General features: G+C 62.7%; 15 protein-coding genes. 6 read left to right on the top strand and 9 right to left on the bottom strand.

All coding sequences use genetic code 11. The features are described 5' to 3' along the window. Position 1: 1 nt before the first annotated feature. From ACERZ8_RS13325 to ACERZ8_RS13305, 5 genes are all read right to left on the bottom strand, one after another. Positions 2 to 274: a hypothetical protein gene (locus ACERZ8_RS13325; protein ID WP_407592658.1), complete on the bottom strand. Its 273-nt coding sequence runs from the start codon at positions 272 to 274 to the stop codon at positions 2 to 4. Next, a complete protein-coding gene (locus ACERZ8_RS13320; RefSeq protein ID WP_407592657.1) occupies positions 274 to 1437 on the bottom strand; it encodes an isovaleryl-CoA dehydrogenase in 1164 nt (387 codons plus the stop codon). The genes ACERZ8_RS13325 and ACERZ8_RS13320 overlap by 1 nt, the downstream gene beginning before the upstream one ends. 152 nt (positions 1438 to 1589) lie before the next feature. Further along, positions 1590 to 1967: a SnoaL-like domain-containing protein gene (locus ACERZ8_RS13315; RefSeq protein WP_407592656.1), complete on the bottom strand. Its 378-nt coding sequence runs from the start codon at positions 1965 to 1967 to the stop codon at positions 1590 to 1592. Positions 1968 to 2079: 112 nt separating this feature from the next. Then, entirely contained in the window at positions 2080 to 3276 is a 1197-nt protein-coding gene (locus ACERZ8_RS13310; RefSeq protein WP_407592655.1) for a DegT/DnrJ/EryC1/StrS family aminotransferase, read from the bottom strand. A gap of 81 nt (positions 3277 to 3357) precedes the next feature. Continuing rightward, positions 3358 to 4020, bottom strand: coding sequence for an HAD-IA family hydrolase (locus ACERZ8_RS13305; RefSeq protein ID WP_407592654.1), 663 nt, complete (start codon positions 4018 to 4020; stop codon positions 3358 to 3360). A 141-nt stretch (positions 4021 to 4161) separates the two neighbouring features. Between ACERZ8_RS13305 and glmU the strand changes: the two genes are divergently transcribed. Genes glmU through ACERZ8_RS13290 form a run of 3 tightly spaced genes read left to right on the top strand, consistent with a single transcriptional unit; the run spans position 4162 to position 8019 of the window. After that, positions 4162 to 5517: a bifunctional UDP-N-acetylglucosamine diphosphorylase/glucosamine-1-phosphate N-acetyltransferase GlmU gene (gene glmU / locus ACERZ8_RS13300; RefSeq protein WP_407592653.1), complete on the top strand. Its 1356-nt coding sequence runs from the start codon at positions 4162 to 4164 to the stop codon at positions 5515 to 5517. Position 5518: 1 nt separating this feature from the next. After that, positions 5519 to 7339, top strand: a complete 1821-nt coding sequence (glmS, locus tag ACERZ8_RS13295; RefSeq protein WP_407592652.1) for a glutamine--fructose-6-phosphate transaminase (isomerizing) — start codon at positions 5519 to 5521, stop codon at positions 7337 to 7339. Further along, entirely contained in the window at positions 7336 to 8019 is a 684-nt protein-coding gene (locus ACERZ8_RS13290; RefSeq protein WP_407592651.1) for a DNA alkylation repair protein, read from the top strand. Before glmS ends, ACERZ8_RS13290 begins: the two co-directional genes overlap by 4 nt. Before the next feature lie 4 nt (positions 8020 to 8023). Here the strand turns inward: ACERZ8_RS13290 and ACERZ8_RS13285 are convergent, their stop codons facing one another. Beyond that, positions 8024 to 8440: a hypothetical protein gene (locus ACERZ8_RS13285; protein ID WP_407592650.1), complete on the bottom strand. Its 417-nt coding sequence runs from the start codon at positions 8438 to 8440 to the stop codon at positions 8024 to 8026. Between the two features lie 85 nt (positions 8441 to 8525). Between ACERZ8_RS13285 and moaA the strand changes: the two genes are divergently transcribed. Genes moaA through ACERZ8_RS13270 form a run of 3 tightly spaced genes read left to right on the top strand, consistent with a single transcriptional unit; the run spans position 8526 to position 11877 of the window. Beyond that, complete coding sequence (gene moaA / locus ACERZ8_RS13280; protein ID WP_407592649.1) at positions 8526 to 9533, top strand: GTP 3',8-cyclase MoaA; 1008 nt, start codon at positions 8526 to 8528, stop codon at positions 9531 to 9533. A gap of 5 nt (positions 9534 to 9538) precedes the next feature. Next, a complete protein-coding gene (locus tag ACERZ8_RS13275) occupies positions 9539 to 10831 on the top strand; it encodes a 3-deoxy-D-manno-octulosonic acid transferase (protein ID WP_407592648.1) in 1293 nt (430 codons plus the stop codon). Continuing rightward, a complete protein-coding gene (locus tag ACERZ8_RS13270) occupies positions 10828 to 11877 on the top strand; it encodes a glycosyltransferase family 4 protein (RefSeq protein ID WP_407592647.1) in 1050 nt (349 codons plus the stop codon). Before ACERZ8_RS13275 ends, ACERZ8_RS13270 begins: the two co-directional genes overlap by 4 nt. Positions 11878 to 11918: 41 nt before the next feature. On the opposite strand, the gene ACERZ8_RS13265 is transcribed toward ACERZ8_RS13270, so the two are convergent. The 3 genes from ACERZ8_RS13265 to ACERZ8_RS13255 are packed head-to-tail and all read right to left on the bottom strand — an operon-like array spanning position 11919 to position 15641. Then, the gene (locus ACERZ8_RS13265; protein WP_407592646.1) at positions 11919 to 13085 is read right to left on the bottom strand and encodes a M20 aminoacylase family protein; all 1167 of its coding nucleotides are present in this window, start codon (positions 13083 to 13085) and stop codon (positions 11919 to 11921) included. A gap of 26 nt (positions 13086 to 13111) precedes the next feature. Continuing rightward, positions 13112 to 14278 (bottom strand): M20 aminoacylase family protein, encoded by a 1167-nt coding sequence (locus ACERZ8_RS13260; RefSeq protein ID WP_407592645.1) that lies wholly within the window; start codon positions 14276 to 14278, stop codon positions 13112 to 13114. Positions 14279 to 14297: 19 nt separating this feature from the next. Then, a complete protein-coding gene (locus ACERZ8_RS13255) occupies positions 14298 to 15641 on the bottom strand; it encodes an NAD(P)/FAD-dependent oxidoreductase (protein ID WP_407594269.1) in 1344 nt (447 codons plus the stop codon). Positions 15642 to 15688 lie beyond the last annotated feature (47 nt).

Genomic DNA, 15688 nt, shown 5'->3' with positions numbered 1-15688 from the left:
TTCACAAGTCGCCCTCCGGTGCGATGCGCACTGTGCCAAAGCGATCCACCTGATAGGTGACGTCGCCGCATGTCACCTGAAACACGCTTGCGCCCTCGCCTGCCCAGCCAAGGCATTCCGTGACCGAACCGCCATGTTCCGCCACGTACCGTTCGGCCACTGCATTGATGATCCCCGTCGCGTCCAGATCGACCTGTCGCTGGCCCAGCCAGAACCCGGCGATACCGGCCAGCACCACCAGAACAGATGTCGTGATGAGGACGGAGCGTGGCATCAGCCCATCGCCGTGACCAGTTCGCGCCCGACCAGCATGCGTCGGATTTCCGAGGTGCCCGCCCCGATCTCCATCAGCTTGGCGTCGCGGAAGATGCGCGCGACGGGCGCGTCGTTGAGGAACCCGGCCCCGCCCATGGCCTGCACGGCTTGATGCGCCTGTTTCATCGCCTCTTCAGAGGCATAAAGACAGCAGGCGGCGGCGTCCTGTCGGGTCACGGTGCCCCGATCACAGGCCTTGGCGACCTCGTAAACATAGACGCGCGCCGAATTCATCGCCGTGTACATGTCGGCAATCTTGCCTTGCATCAGTTGGAAGGACCCGATGGGCTGGCCGAATTGTTTGCGCTCGGCCATGTAGGGCATGATTTCGTCCATGCAGGCGGCCATGATGCCAAGGCCGATGCCTGCCAGCACAACCCGTTCGTAATCAAGGCCTGACATCAGCACGGCGACCCCGCGGCCCTCTTCGCCCAGCACATTGTCGAACGGCACTTCGACATCCTCAAACACCAGCTCGGCCGTGTTTGATCCGCGCATGCCCAGCTTGTCAAAATGGGGAGACGTCGAAAAGCCGGTCATGGATTTTTCGATGAGGAAGGCCGTGATGCCCTTCGGACCTGCATCGGGGTCGGTCTTGCCGTAGACGACCAGCGTGTCGGCGTCCGGGCCATTGGTGATCCAGTACTTCGTGCCGTTCAGGATGTAGCGGTCGTTGCGCTTTTGTGCGCTCAGCTTCATCGAAACGACGTCGGACCCGGCGCTTGCCTCGGACATCGCCAGCGCGCCGACATGGTCCCCGCTGATCAGGCCCGGCAGGTATTTCGCCTTTTGCTCGGGCGTGCCGTTCAGCTTGATCTGGTTGACGCACAGGTTCGAATGGGCCCCGTACGACAGCGAGACGGACGCACTGGCACGCGCCACTTCCTCGATGGCGACGGTGTGGGCAAGGTAGGACATGGCAGCGCCGCCAAACTCTTCCTCGACCGTGATCCCGAGCAGGCCCAGTTCGCCCATTTCCGTCCACAGCGCGGGCGGAAAGGTGTTGGTGCGATCAATCTCGGCGGCCATCGGCTTGACGCGATCCTGTGCCCAGCGATGCACCATATCGCGCAGCGCGTTCACATCCTCGCCTAAATCAAACTGCATGGAATGGGTGAACATATCGAGCCTCCCCGCTCTTATTGAACACCCGTTCATTTATAAAGTGTGCAAAGCCGTCTGTCCAGCATTCAAATCGGTGCGCAGGCGGACAGGTGGACGCAGCCAGATGCGCGCCGGGTCAGGTTTTGGTTCATAACAGTCAGAAACGTGGCCTATTTCGGCAGCATAAAGAACTCTTCGCGCACGATCTTGTCGCCATGAACCGTGTAGATCGCGATTTCGCGCAGGGTCATCTGCCGCCCGGTCTCTTTCTGCGTCACCTCGGCCTCAAAGCGCACGGAAAAGCGGCTGGGGGGATGGACGTATGGCCCGTCCGCCTCAAGCGTGTGAATTTCATGCGTCGCGGCCCAGTCGCTGCGTTTTGCCTTGATGGCATTGCGCCCCTTGGCGATGCGCACGTCGCGTCCGGGGGGCACGACGGCCTCAACCGATTCCGCGTTTTCGGCATAGGCCGCGTCGACATGGTCGACACCGCGGCGATCCCGCATCGCCTGCACGAATTCACGCCCGAGTTTGACAAGATCTTCCATGGCACCCCTCCTGTTCACTTCCGAGGAGGATAGCATGGGTGTCGTCGGCGCAGTTTGATGCGGATCAAACTTGCGCGTGTACCACTTTCAAAGCAAGTCGTGCCGGTATCGCCTAAGCCGTCGCCTGATAGACCGCAGACACTTCGCCCCGGATTATCCGGGCGATCAGGGCGCAGTCTTCGGTGCTGAAGGTCAACGGGACGCGCATATCCACGATACCCGCAAGCACACGGTCGCTGGCCGCCATAGGGGTCGAGGGGGCGTAGCGCCAGCTGTCGTATTTGCTGGTAAAGGCCACAGGCTCGGGCGCGCCGAACCATTTGAGTTCGACGCCGCGTGCGCCACAGCGCGCCACGACGTCGCGCACGGCGGATGCGGCCCAGTCCAGCAGCAGGAACTGGATGGAGGAGCCGACGATGGTTTCCTGTTCAGGCCGCTCGATCACGGTGAGGCCGGGTGTGTCGCGAAGCCCCGCCTCGATCGTGCGATAGCGTTCGTTCCAGCGCGCACATTGGGTTGCCAGATCAGCCACCTGCGGACGCAGGATGGCGGCGCGCAGGTTGTCCATGCGCCCCGAAATGTTGGGGGTGGTGTATTTGATCTCGTCAAAGGCCTCTTTCGGGGGGGCCGCGAGGTGGCGTTCGAACAGCATGTAACTGCCTGACAACATGACCGACTTGGCGGCAACATACGGATCGTCGGTGACGAGAAATCCGCCCTCGCCCGAATTGACATGTTTGTAAGTCTGGCAGGAATAGCAGCCCACCGCGCCGTGCCGCCCGGATGGCACGCCGTTCCACGCTGCCCCCATCGTGTGTGCGCAATCCTCGATCACGGTGACACCGGCGGCGTCACACATGGCCATCAACCGGTCCATGTCGCAGATGTGCCCGCGCATGTGGCTCAGCAGTAGGACATGCGCCTGATCAAGCTTGGCCTCAAGATCATCGAGGTCGATGGTCAGGCATTCGGTAACGCCAACGAAGACGGGCACCCCGCCGACCGCGGCAATCGCACCGGGCACTGGGGCAAGGGTAAATGCGTTGGACAACACCTTGTCCCCGGCCTTGACCCCGACGGCGCGCAGGGCGGTCGCCATCGCATATCCCCCCGACGCCACGGCGAGGCAGTACTGCGCGCCGACATATGCCGCGAATTCCTGTTCCAGCAGGGCTGTTTCGGACAATTCGTCCGGAGCGGTGTTGTAGCGGTGCAGACGTCCGTGACGCAGCACGGCCAGTGCCGCCTCGATACCTGCTTCGGGGATGGGTTCTTGTTGGGTGAAACTGCCGGTGAAATGCTCTGTCATGAGTTTGTTTTGGGATGCGCGCACGCGCACGTCAATGCGGTGCATTCGCATTTTGAAAAATCAAACCGGAGATGCAGGACTTCAGCGCGCCAGAAGGGCAGCGGCGACCGCAGGCAAGGCTGCATAGTCGTCAAGCAAGGCCTCCGGATCAAGCGCCGCCATATCCTCGCCCGACGGACCGAAGGTCACGAGGACCGACGGCACACCGGCGGCCCGCGCCGTGTTGCGGTCGGTGTCACTGTCGCCCACCAGCACGCAGGCCTGCGGGTCCACACCCAGACGGCGCGTCGCCTCGAACAAGGGTTCGGGGTCGGGTTTGCGCACGGGCAGCGTATCGGCCCCGACCAGACTGCCAAAAACGTCCCGCACTCCAAGATCGCGCATCAGTTGTTCGGCCAGCCCTTCGGGTTTGTTGGTACAGATGCCGATGGCGTGGCCGTGGGATTTGAGGACGTCAATCGCCTCCATCGCGCCGGGATAGATGCGGGTGTGCACACTGATCGCGCCGCCATAGGCCTCAAGCAGCACGGGGTAATAGCGATCCACGGTTGACTCATCCAGTTGCTCGGCACGGGCAAGACCAGCGCGCAGCATCGCGCGCCCGCCGCGCAAAGCGACGCCTGCATCCCCTGCCCCCAGCACATCACCCAGCCCCATGTCGCGGAAACACACATTGGCCGCTGCCAGAAGGTCGCCGCTTGTGTCCGCCAGCGTCCCGTCGAGATCGAAAATCACCGCTGTCATGCCTGCTCCTGCTTGTGTGCCCCGCCCGCGTAGTGTTGCAAGCCGCAATCTTGTTTGATGCCTGGCCCGCTTGCGCGCATCCACACAGGCGATAAACAGGGCGCAACAAAAAGACAAAGAGAATTGGCCAAGAGGCACACCATGAGCGTCGCATTGATCATCTTGGCCGCAGGCAAGGGCACGCGGATGAATTCGGATCTGCCCAAGGTTCTGCACCCTATTGGGGGCGCACCGATGCTGCATCACGCGATGCGCGCAGGCGCGGCGCTGGACCCGGCCCATGTGATCGTTGTTGCCGGGCACGGATCAGAACAGGTGCGCGCCGCCGCGCATGACCATGATGACAGCGCCGAGGTTGTTTTGCAGGCAGAACAGCTTGGCACCGGCCATGCCGTCGACCAGGCGCGCGCGGCCCTCAAGGATTTTGACGGCGATATCGTTGTCCTGTTCGGCGACACGCCGTTTTTGCGGCCCGAGACGCTGGAACGCATGATCGCCGCGCGCAAGGATCATGATGTTGTCGTGCTCGGCTTTGAGATTGCCGAGGTGCAGCCCCGCTATGGCCGTCTGGTCATGGACGAGGATCGGCTGGTCAAGATTGTCGAATACAAGGACGCCACCGAGGAAGAACGCGCCATCCGTTTTACCAACAGCGGCCTGCTGGCTTGTAATGCGCAGACGCTGTTTTCACTGCTGAGCGAGACCAGCAACGACAATGCGTCCGGCGAATATTACCTGACCGAAGTGGCGGAACTGGCCAATGCCAAGAGCCTGTCGGTGACCGCCATCGCCTGTGATGAATCCGAAACGCTGGGCGTGGATTCGCGCGCTGATCTGGCCGCTGCCGATGCGCTGTTTCAGACGCAGGCGCGGGCGGATCTGCTGGCCGACGGTGTAACGCTGGTGGCCCCCGACACGGTCTATCTGTCTCTGGACACGGTGATTGGCCGCGATGCGCTGATCGAACCCAACGTGGTCTTTGGGCCCGGTGTCACGGTCGAATCCGGCGCCACGATCCGTGCCTTTTCGCATCTGGAAGGGTGCCACGTGTCGCGCGGCGCCACCGTTGGGCCCTATGCCCGCCTGCGCCCCGGCACCGAACTGGCCGAGGACGTGCGGGTGGGCAATTTTGTCGAGATCAAGAATGCGACCCTCGCGCCCGGGGCCAAGGTCAACCACCTCAGCTATATCGGGGATGCGTCCATCGGCGCGGCCTCCAACATCGGTGCGGGCACGATCACCTGCAACTATGACGGCGTGATGAAGCATTTCACCCATATCGGGGAGCGTGCCTTTATCGGCTCGAACACGATGCTGGTGGCCCCGGTATCCATCGGGGACGAGGCGATGACGGGATCCGGGTCGGTGATCACCTCGGACGTTGAGGCAGGCGCACTGGCCCTGGCCCGCGCACTGCAAGTCGAAAAACCCGGCATGGCGCGCAAATTGTTCGACATGCTCAAGGCCAAGAAGGCCAGACAAAGCAGAGGCAGCTAAGATGTGTGGAATTGTTGGGGTGCTGGGCAGCCATGAAGTCGCGCCCATTCTGGTCGAGGCGCTGAAGCGTCTTGAATATCGCGGTTATGACAGTGCCGGTATTGCGACCGTGAACAACGGCGTGCTGGATCGCCGTCGCGCGGTTGGCAAGCTGGTGAACCTCAGCGACCGGCTGGTGCACGAACCGCTTGCCGGAAAGTCCGGGATTGGACACACCCGCTGGGCCACCCATGGCGCGCCCACCGAAGGCAATGCGCACCCGCATCAGTCCGGGCCTGTCGCCGTCGTGCACAACGGCATTATCGAGAATTTCCGCGAGTTGCGGGCCGAACTGACTGCGGCGGGCCTGCATTTCCAGACCGAAACTGACACCGAAACCGTCGCGATGCTGACCCAGCACAATATGAACGGCGGTCTGGGCCCGGTGGATGCGGCCTTTGCGGTGCTGGACCGATTGCAGGGCGCGTTTGCGCTGGCCTTTCTGTTTCATGGCGAGGATGACCTGATTATCGCAGCACGCAAGGGATCGCCGCTGGCCATCGGCCACGGGGATAGTGAGATGTTCGTCGGCTCGGACGCCATCGCGCTGGCCCCCCTCACCGACCGCATCACCTATCTCGAAGAAGGCGACCGCGCGGTCGTGACCCGCGCAGGCGTTGAAATCCGCGACGCCAACGGGACCCTCGCAAATCGCGAGATGCGCGAGATCAAGATGGACGCGACTCGCGTCGACAAAGCCGGGCACAAGCACTTCATGGCCAAGGAAATCGCCGAGCAGCCCGTCGTGCTGGCCAACACGCTGGCCAACTATCTGACCGCGAACGGAGAGATCACCCTTCCCGATCCGGGCATCGATTTTACCGCCATCGACCGGCTGACCATGGTGGCCTGCGGCACGGCCTATTACGCCTGCCTCACCGCGAAATACTGGTTCGAGCAGATCGCGCGCCTGCCGGTGGAGGTCGATGTCGCCTCGGAATTCCGTTACCGCGAACCACCCATCCCCGCCCGCACCCTGGCGCTGTTCGTCAGCCAGTCGGGAGAGACGGCCGACACCCTGGCCGCCCTGCGCTATTGCGAGGGCAAGGCGGACAAGATCATGTCCGTGATCAACGTCCCCGAAAGCTCGATAGCGCGCGAAAGCGATCTGGCCCTGCCCATTTTCGCCGGTGTCGAAGTCGGCGTGGCCTCGACCAAGGCATTTACCTGCCAGTTGACCGTGTTGCTGATGCTGGTGCTGAAAGCGGCCAAGGCGCGCGGCACGATCACGGACACGCAGATGGCCGATCACATCTCTGCATTGCGCAGTCTGCCCGCCCTGATGAACCTTGGGATCGAACAGGGCGAGGCGATGCAGTCCACAGCCCGCAAGCTGGCCGAAGCGCGCGACATCCTGTTTCTGGGGCGTGGAGTGATGTACCCGCTGGCCTTGGAAGGTGCGCTGAAACTAAAGGAAATCAGCTATATACACGCCGAAGCGTATGCATCAGGTGAGTTGAAACACGGCCCCATCGCCTTGATCGACAAATCCGTTCCTGTCGTCGTCATGGCCCCGCGCGATACTCTGTTCGACAAGACCATCTCGAACATGCAGGAGGTGATGGCGCGCAAGGGCAAAGTGGCCCTGATCTCGAACGCCGCAGGCATTGAAGAGGCCGGAGACGGCACATGGGCGCAGATCAAGATGCCCGATTGCCCGGACATTGTGGCCCCGATCCTGTACGCCATCCCGGCGCAATTGCTGGCCTATCACACGGCCGTGGCCAAGGGCACGGATGTGGACCAGCCCCGCAACCTCGCCAAATCGGTGACGGTCGAGTGAGCCCCGAAGACGCGCTGGCGCAGATCAGCGCCCATGGAGATGCCGAACGTGCCACAGGTGCCAAGGCCTATCACAAATCCAAACGTGTGCATCTGGGTGTGCCCAACCCGGTCCTGAACGATCTGACGCAGACGTGGCGCAAGGATCTGGATGTGGAGGCCCGCGTCGCCCTTGCCGACGGCCTGTGGCGCACTGACATTTACGAGGCGCGGCTTGCGGCGGCCAAACTGCTTACACAAGCGCGCATCCGCCCGGATGAGGCCGCCTGGGCGCTGATTGCGTCATGGGTGCCCGAGTTTGACGGCTGGGCCATCGCCGATCATGCCTGCATGGCCGGGCAACGTCGGCTGACCGCCGATCCCGCGCGGCTGGACGAGGTCGAGGCATGGACAACGTCAGATCACATGTGGACGCGCCGCGCCGCACTTGTGATCACCCTGCCGTGGACCAAACAGAACTTCCCCAAGCCCGAAGAGGTCGCCGCGCGCGAACGCATTCTGGGCTGGGCTGCAACCTATGTGTCTGACCAGCAATGGTTTATTCAAAAGGCGATTGCCTGGTGGGTGCGCGAATTGGGCAAGCATGACGTGCCACGCGCGCGGGCGTTTCTGGACGCCCATGGCAGCGCGATGAAGCCCTTTGCCGCAAAAGAAGCGGGCAAATACCTGCCCGATGCCTGACGCGTCAGGCCCCGAATACGTCCACTTCGACCAGATCGGCTGGCGAGACGCCAAGCGCCTGCATGGCGGCCAGTGACATGCGGCTGCCTGCGGTGGATGGCCCTTCGATGGGGATCAGGGTGACCGACACGCTCTTGTCCGTTTTGGCGCTGTAGACGCGCGCCTGCCGCGTGGCATCGACCAGAGGTGTCTTGAGCCACAGCCCCGGCTCTGCCGCGTTGCCAAGCGAGGCTATGGTGCGGCCCAGCGTGCCGATGGACACTTCGGGCGTTGGTGCGGGCGCGCTTTGTTCGGGCCGCGCCTGGGGCCGCTGCACGTCGCCTGGCGCCAGAACAGCGCCATCCGGACCCGACACCGAAGCGTCATTGGCTGACGTCGGAACCAGCTCACACCCAGCAACGGCGAGCACAATGATAAACATCCATCGCATATCCGCACCATAGACCACAGGATTTGGCGCGCAATGCCCCTTGCAGGTGTCGCCTCTCGCACATACCACTTAAGTCATGAACGCCCCGCTGATTGATCCCTTCCTGCGTGCCATCACGTATTTGCGCGTCTCGGTCACCGACCGCTGCGATTTCCGCTGTGTTTATTGCATGTCGGAAAACATGACCTTTCTGCCCAAGAAGGAACTGCTGACCCTCGAAGAGCTGGATCGCATGTGTTCGACATTTATTGGTCTGGGCGTGGAAAAGCTGCGGATCACCGGGGGTGAGCCGCTGGTGCGGCGCGATATCATGACGTTTTTCAACGGGATGGGCCGTCATCTTGAGGCGGGCACGCTGAAAGAGTTGACGCTGACCACCAATGGCAGCCAGCTCGAACGCTTTGCCGGTGATCTTTATGCGGCAGGCGTGCGACGCGTGAACATCTCGCTTGATACGCTGGATGAGAAAAAATTCGCCGACATCACCCGCTGGGGGCGCCTGCCGCAGGTGTTGCGCGGCGTGGATGCCGCCCTTAGCGCCGGTCTCAAGGTCAAGATCAATGCCGTCGCCCTCAAGCGCTTCAACGAGGACGAGCTTGAGACGATCACGCAGTGGTGCGCCGAGCGGTCCATGGACCTCACGTGGATCGAAGTCATGCCCATGGGCGATCTTGGCAACGAAGACCGGCTGGGCCAGTACTGGTCCCTCAAGGACGTGCGCGCGCGCTATAATGACGCCTACACCGTCACTGATCTGGCCGAACGCACGGGCGGGCCTGCGCGCTATGTACGGCTGGAGGAAACGGGTCAAAAGATCGGGTTCATCACACCCCTGTCCCACAACTTCTGCGAAAGCTGCAATCGCGTGCGCCTGACCTGTACGGGCGAAATTTACATGTGTCTGGGGCAGGAAGACATGGCCGACCTGCGCGCGCCCTTGCGTGCGCACCCGGACGACAATGGCCCCCTTGAAGACGCTATTCGCGCGGCCATCGGGGCCAAGCCCAAGGGCCATGATTTCGACTATTCCCGCCAGCGCCTTGACGGGCAGATGCCCCGCCACATGAGCCACACGGGCGGATAGATCGCATGCGGCCAACGGCCCTGTTTTATTTCTACAAGGCCGTCACTGCCCTTGCCCTGCCCTTTGCCGCGCGCCGCGCAGTGGGCAAGTTGCGCCGTGCCGGGGTCAGCGTGAACCGTGCCCATGAACGGCTGGGCCATGCCACGGCGGAACGGCGTGCAGGGCCGCTGATCTGGTTTCACGGGGCAAGCGTGGGCGAGGCGAAATCGATCTTGCCGTTGATGGCGCGGATCGCGCAAGACCACCCCGAGGCTGCGCTTTTGCTCACCTCCGGCACGGCGACATCGGCCCAAGCCGTTGCGCACCGCCTGCCCAAACGTGCCGTCCATCAGTTCAGCCCACTGGATGGCACCGGGCCTGTGTCGCGTTTCCTGCGCCATTGGCGGCCCGACCTTTGCGTGCTGGTGGAATCCGAGTTGTGGCCGACCCTGCTGGATGCGTGCGCGCGTGCGGATATCCCGGTTGCCCTGCTCAACGCCCGCCTGTCGGACAAAAGTGCGCGAGGATGGAAGCGGTTTTCCGGCACGGCCGCTTACGTTTTGCGCGGGATCGTGATGGCCCACTGTCAGGACGGACGCACGCGCAATCACTTGCGTGACATGGGACTGGAGATGGCGCAGCAGGGCGCGAACCTCAAATCCATGATCGGCCCACCCCTGATCGCAAAATCAGTGGTGGACGAGACCCATGGCGCGTTGCAGGGGCGCCCCGTCTGGGTCGCCGCCTCGACCCATCCCGGTGAGGAGGCAGAGGTGCTGCGCGCGCACAAGACCCTGTTGGCCGACCACCCGGATCTGTGCCTGATCCTCGTGCCGCGCCACCCTGAACGGGCCAGCGAAGTTCTGGAATTGATACGCGGTGCCGGCCTGAGCGTTTCGCAACGCAGCACCGGTGGTACGCTAGAGGATGGCGCGCAGGTCTATCTGGCCGACACGATGGGCGAGACGGATTTGTGGTACGCGCTCAGCCCGATTGTGTTCCTTGGCGGGTCGTTCACGGATGTGGGCGGGCACACCCCGTTTGAACCGGCAGCAGCCCGTACCGCGATCCTGCACGGCCCGCTTTATGCCAATTTTTCTGAGGCTTACGCGGCGTTCCAGATAAAGGACGCCAGTGTGCAGGTCGCCGACAGCGCGGCCCTTGCAGCCGAGATCGACACGTTGCTCACCCATCCAAGTCGCGCCGCGCAACTGGCTGCCAACGCCCGCCCGCTGGCCCAGTCCGGCGATGAGGCCCTCGCGGCGCTGTCGCATCAACTCTTCTCACTGGCGGAGGGTCACGCTATGGACGGGCTATGACCGACCTGTCCCGCATCGACGTGATTGCCCCGAATTTCAAACGTCGCCATTCCGGGGTGACATCGACGGTGATCCGGCTGGTGCCGCTGCAGGCAAAACAGATCGGGATCACAAGCTGCGCGCCCGATCTGCCGCCCGAAGTGCCCAATATGGCGTGGACGCGCTTAGTCGGCATGGCGCGCTGTGGTCCGTCCGGGGCGCGCGTCTGGCATGCCCGACGCAATGTCGAGATGGTCGCGGGCCTTGCGCTGAAATACGTCCTGCAAAAGCGCCTTAAGCTGCTGTTCACCTCTGCGGCCCAGCGGCGTCACAAGCCCTTCACCCGCTGGTTGATCGGCAAACAGGATGCGATTATCGCAACGTCGTCAAAATCCGCCGCCTATCTGGACCGCGACGCGACTGTCATCCGGCACGGCGTCGATTGCGAACAGTTTCGCCCGGCTGAAGACAAGGCGGCATTGCGCACGGCATTGGATTTGCCCGCAGGTATCCTGATCGGATGCTTTGGGCGCATTCGCCACCAGAAAGGCAACGATCTGTTTGTCGAGGCGATGCTGCGCGCCCTGCCCGATCATCCCGACGCCCACGCCCTGATTATGGGGCGCGCGACGGCCAACAATCAGGAGTATCTTGGTGGCCTCAAGACCCGCGTTGCCGAGGCCGGACTGGAGGCGCAGGTGCATTTTCGCGACGAAGTGCCCATCGAACAACTGGCGGACCATTTCCGCGCCCTTGATCTATATGTTGCGCCGCAACGCTGGGAGGGGTTCGGCCTGACCCCGCTCGAAGCCATGGCGTGCTGCGTGCCTGTGATCGCCACACGCGTCGGTGCGTTTGAGGAACTCGTTGTCGATGGCGAAACCGGCAACCTTGTCGAAATCGAGGATGTCGATGCCATGGTGGCCCACACCCAAGCGTTGTTGGCTGATCCCGAGAAAATGGCGCAATGGGGATCAGCCGCCCGCGATCATGTGCTTGCCAATTTCCAGTTGCAGCAAGAGGCCGACGCGATTGTCGCGATCTATCGAAAGCTGCTGGCGGCCTAGTTTACCTGCAATCGGCAGCCCGCAGCGGTGATTGCGCCCCGTCAGGACCTGATTGGCATGCGTTGCTCGACAATTCCGGCCCACCACGAACAGCCTGCCGGGATCGCCTCGTCATTGAAGTTGTATTCGGGGTGATGAACCATCGCGGTGTCCCCGTTGCCGACCAGAATATAGGCCCCCGGTCGTTCTTCGAGCATGAAGGCGAAATCCTCGCCTCCCATCACCAAGGGGGCCTCATCGCATTGGCCAGACACGGACCGCGCCACTTCGGCGGCAAATTCGGTCTGTTCGTCGTGATTGACCATCACCGGGTAGTTGCGCAGATAATCGACGCGCGCAGTCCCGCCAAAGGTCGCGGCCACGCCGTTGCAAATCTCGCCCACCCGCTTTTCGGCCAGATCGCGCGCCTCGGCGGACATGGTGCGCACGGTGCCCATGATCTTTACCTTTTGCGGGATCACGTTGAACGCCTTGGACGAGGTTTCAAACGAGGTGACCGACACCACAATCCGGTCAATGGGGTCGGCATTGCGGCTGACGATGGATTGTAACGCTGTGACCGCATGACTCGCCATGAGGGTCGTATCGATCGTGTCCTGCGGTTTTGCCGCATGCCCCCCACGTCCTTCAAATTCGATTTCCAGCAGGTCCGTCGCGGCAAAGAACGCGCCTGAACGGATCGCGAATTCGCCCGTGGGGCGGCCCGGCCAGTTGTGCATGCCATAGACTTCGTCGATGCCCCACCGCTCCATCATGCCATCGTTGCACATCTCGCGCCCGCCGCCGCCGCCTTCTTCGGCGGGTTGAAAGATGACGACGACCGTGCCGTCGAAATTGCGCGTCTCGCACAGGTATTGCGCGGCCCCCAGCAGCATCGCGGTGTGCCCGTCGTGGCCGCAGGCGTGCATCGCATTGGGCGTTTTGGAGGCATAGTCGAGCCCGGTTTGTTCGTGGATGGGCAGCGCATCCATATCCGCGCGCAGCCCGATCACCTTGCCAGAGGCCGACGCGCGCCCTTTGATCACGCCCACAACGCCTGTGCGACCGATGCCCGTCACCACTTCGTCACAACCGAACGCGCCCAGTTTTTCGGCCACCAGCGCGCTGGTGCGATGGGTGTCGAACAGGATTTCCGGGTGTTCGTGCAGATCGCGGCGCCATGCGGTGATATCAGCCTGCATTTCGGCAAAGCGGTTCTTGATGGGCATCTGGCTCTCCTCGTTTTTTGGTGTGGTTACTGGGCGGGCATGCGCTGTTCAACCAGCTCGACAAACCAGCTGCACCCGGCCGGAATCGCATCATCGTCAAAGACATATTCCGGATGGTGAACCATCGCCCCATCACCATTCCCAAGGAAAATGTAGGCCCCGGGGCGGGCATTGAGCATGAATGAAAAGTCTTCGGCCGCCATGATCGGCGGTGTGTCCATATCCACTTCTCCGGCAACCGCGCGCGCGGCGGCCGCGGCAAATTCAGTATGTTCGGGATCGTTCACAGTCACCGGATACCCGATGCGGTAATCCACTTCGGCGACGCAATCGTAGGCTTCCGCCGTTGCCTTGGCGATTGCTTTGACCCGCGCCTCGACATGGTCGCGCACGTCAGAATCCAGCGCCCGCACTGTGCCCGTCATGCGCGTTTGTTGTGGGATGACGTTGTGCGTGTCTACATCCGAATGCAGCGCACAGACCGACACCACAGCCGAGTGCAGCGGGTCGACATTGCGGCTGGCAATGCTTTGCAACCCAAGAATAATGTGGGCGGCAGTCACGTTGGGATCGATGGATTGATGGGGCGCGGCGGCATGGCCACCCTTGCCCGTCACGGTGATATAGAATTCGTCAGCAGAGGCCATCAGCGGCCCCGGCCGGATAGCAAACTGCCCTGTCGGATAACCGGGCATATTGTGCAGGCCATAGACCTCTTGCACGTTGTAGCGATCCAGCACACCTTCATCCACCATCTCGCGCCCGCCCCCGCCGCCTTCTTCGGCGGGCTGGAACATCAGCACAACCGTGCCGTCGAAATTGCGCGTCTCGGACAGATATTGCGCCGCCCCCAGCAGAATCGATGTGTGGCCGTCATGGCCGCAGGCATGCATCACGCCCTTGTTTTTGGACGCATAAGGCACGCCGCTGGCCTCAAGGATCGGCAAAGCGTCCATATCCGCGCGCAGGCCGATCACGCGGCCCTTGCTGTCGCTTTGCCCCTTGATCACTGCCACCACGCCGGTCTGTGCAACGCCGGTCACGACCTCGTCCACGCCAAGCGCCGTCAGCCGCTCGGCCACGAAAGCGGCGGTTTCATGTTCCTCGAACCCAAGTTCGGGATTGGCGTGGATGTGGTGACGCCACCCGATGATGTCTTCGTGGGTTTCGGCAAAACGATTCCTGACGGGCATCGCTAATCCTTTCTGGACCTCAGACTGACGGACCTATGCGCATCGCAGTGCCGTCCGAAAAACGGCTGAGGCGAAAGCGTGTCAGATCATGCCCCACCTCGGCCCCGGTGACCAGAGCGGCCAAAACCTTTCCCATACCCGGTCCGATGCCAAAGCCGTGACCGCTCATCCCTGTGCCGATCGTAAGGCCCGGCAGCGCCGCAACCCGGTCCACCACGGGCACCACATCGGGCATCGTGTCGATCATACCGGCCCATGCCGCCTTGATCCGCACAGGGCCAAGATCGGGGAACAGCGCGGCAAAATCGCGGGTCAGCGCACGCACTTTTGATGTGTTGGGTGCCGGGTTCAGGACGCGCATCCGTTCAAACGGGCTTTCTGCGTCGGCGTCCCATGTCCGTGGCGTCCCCCACGCATCGGGAAACCCGCGCGGGGCGGCTGGCAACAAACGCGTGCCAAACGGGTCAGCGCGCAGTTGGGCAAGGAACTTGGGCAGCGCACGGAACGCATCAGGCCCCACGAACAGCTCGTGAAAGCCCCCCGCCGCCAGCGAATACCCCCCGTCGGCGCGCGGGCGAAAGGCAATGTGTTCGTCCGCGGCCCCACCGGGATAGACCATGGGCATGGGTTCGGTTGCAGCCACGGTCGCGCGCACGGAAAGCTGTGGCAAAGTAATGCCATGGCGGCGCAGGAACAGGGCCGACCACGCGCCTCCGGCCAATACGACCTCGGGCGCTTTAATCCGACCCTGTTCAGTGATCACCCCGGTAACGCGCCCCGCCGCGACATCAAGGCAGCGCACAGCACAGTTTTCCACGAGTGAAGCCCCGGCCCGCGCCGCGATTCCCGCCAGGGCAGGTACGGCCACCCAGGGTTCGGCCCGCATGTCGGAGGCCGTATAAAGCGCACCCTCATAGCTACGCGCCATTCCGGGGATCAGGTCCGCCGTTTCGGATGTGCTCAGCAAGCGGCTGTCGACGCCGTGGACCTGTGCGTGCTTCAGCCAGGCGCTGTACTCCTCCATCTCCTTCGAGGTGCGGGCAAGATAGGTGACACCGCCGGTCTTCAGCCCGATATCGACATTAGTTTCGCTGGCCAGATCACGCCAGATCCAGTTCGCTTCGATCATGATCGGCAATTCGTCGGGGTCGCGGCCCTGCTGGCGTATCCAACCCCAGTTGCGCGACGACTGCTCGCCCGCGATGCGCCCTTTTTCAAGCAAGACGACACGCTTGCCATCGCGCGCCAGAAACAGCGCGGTGCATACGCCGATCACGCCGCCGCCGATCACCACCACATCGGCCTCGTCGGGGTGCGGCCCGGGCCAGGTGACAGGCGTGCCATCGTGGATCGGGAACTGCATCAGCTCATCCGCTTGCGGGTCGGCGGGCGGGCGCCTTTTGAGCATGG

The organism is Tateyamaria armeniaca, assembly GCF_045797845.1.
In the GTDB taxonomy this organism is placed as follows: Bacteria; Pseudomonadota; Alphaproteobacteria; order Rhodobacterales; family Rhodobacteraceae; genus Tateyamaria; species Tateyamaria armeniaca.
The sequence above is the reverse complement of the archived record's forward strand: the minus strand, read 5'-3'. Positions and strand labels throughout refer to the sequence as shown.

What these genes read in the sequence shown, in the direction of transcription:
- ACERZ8_RS13265 (WP_407592646.1), bottom strand. Translation starts at nt 13,085, where the DNA reads ATGCCCATCAAGAACCGCTTTGCCGAAATGCAGGCTGATATCACCGCA.
- ACERZ8_RS13270 (WP_407592647.1), top strand. Translation starts at nt 10,828, where the DNA reads ATGACCGACCTGTCCCGCATCGACGTGATTGCCCCGAATTTCAAACGT.
- ACERZ8_RS13305 (WP_407592654.1), bottom strand. Translation starts at nt 4,020, where the DNA reads ATGACAGCGGTGATTTTCGATCTCGACGGGACGCTGGCGGACACAAGC.
- glmU (WP_407592653.1), top strand. Translation starts at nt 4,162, where the DNA reads ATGAGCGTCGCATTGATCATCTTGGCCGCAGGCAAGGGCACGCGGATG.
- ACERZ8_RS13315 (WP_407592656.1), bottom strand. Translation starts at nt 1,967, where the DNA reads ATGGAAGATCTTGTCAAACTCGGGCGTGAATTCGTGCAGGCGATGCGG.
- ACERZ8_RS13325 (WP_407592658.1), bottom strand. Translation starts at nt 274, where the DNA reads ATGCCACGCTCCGTCCTCATCACGACATCTGTTCTGGTGGTGCTGGCC.
- ACERZ8_RS13320 (WP_407592657.1), bottom strand. Translation starts at nt 1,437, where the DNA reads ATGTTCACCCATTCCATGCAGTTTGATTTAGGCGAGGATGTGAACGCG.
- ACERZ8_RS13260 (WP_407592645.1), bottom strand. Translation starts at nt 14,278, where the DNA reads ATGCCCGTCAGGAATCGTTTTGCCGAAACCCACGAAGACATCATCGGG.
- ACERZ8_RS13285 (WP_407592650.1), bottom strand. Translation starts at nt 8,440, where the DNA reads ATGTTTATCATTGTGCTCGCCGTTGCTGGGTGTGAGCTGGTTCCGACG.
- ACERZ8_RS13255 (WP_407594269.1), bottom strand. Translation starts at nt 15,641, where the DNA reads ATGCAGTTCCCGATCCACGATGGCACGCCTGTCACCTGGCCCGGGCCG.
- moaA (WP_407592649.1), top strand. Translation starts at nt 8,526, where the DNA reads ATGAACGCCCCGCTGATTGATCCCTTCCTGCGTGCCATCACGTATTTG.
- ACERZ8_RS13310 (WP_407592655.1), bottom strand. Translation starts at nt 3,276, where the DNA reads ATGACAGAGCATTTCACCGGCAGTTTCACCCAACAAGAACCCATCCCC.
- ACERZ8_RS13275 (WP_407592648.1), top strand. Translation starts at nt 9,539, where the DNA reads ATGCGGCCAACGGCCCTGTTTTATTTCTACAAGGCCGTCACTGCCCTT.
- glmS (WP_407592652.1), top strand. Translation starts at nt 5,519, where the DNA reads ATGTGTGGAATTGTTGGGGTGCTGGGCAGCCATGAAGTCGCGCCCATT.